At 54.0% G+C, this 413-nt stretch carries 1 protein-coding gene; it reads left to right on the forward strand.

Annotated features, from left to right (window positions below; all coding sequences use genetic code 11):
• Nucleotides 1-413: fimbrial adhesin EcpD family protein (locus tag KHA85_RS20430; RefSeq protein WP_498039909.1), on the forward strand; the 413-nt coding region annotated here is incomplete at both ends.

Genomic DNA, 413 nt, shown 5'->3' on the forward strand with positions numbered 1-413 from the left:
GCGATTAACCATGCGGTGCTGTCATCCGCGGTGAACGCCGCCGACCTGCAGTTCAGTCTGAACGGCAACACCTGGAAAAACACGTCGGGCACCGGCAGCTACTATACCTTTAACGAACTGAAGAGCAGCAATGCCGTCTATGTGTTCTTCTCCAGTAACTTCTTCAAACAGATGGTTGCGCTGGGGATTTCCGACAGCGGCACCCGCGATCTGATCAATTTCCGTTTTCAGAACACCACCTCGCCGGAGTCGGGATGGTATGAGTTTTCCACCTCAAACCAGCTGATTATCAAGCCGCGCGATTTCAGCATCAGCATTATTTCCGATGATTACGACAACAGCCCTCATCGTGAAGGTTATGTCGGCCTGACGGAGCCGGCGCTGGAGTTCGGCTACCTGGTGACTACCAGCGG

The sequence above is a fragment of the Dietzia massiliensis genome, from assembly GCF_018390595.1.
Taxonomy (GTDB): domain Bacteria; phylum Actinomycetota; class Actinomycetes; order Mycobacteriales; family Mycobacteriaceae; genus Dietzia; species Dietzia massiliensis.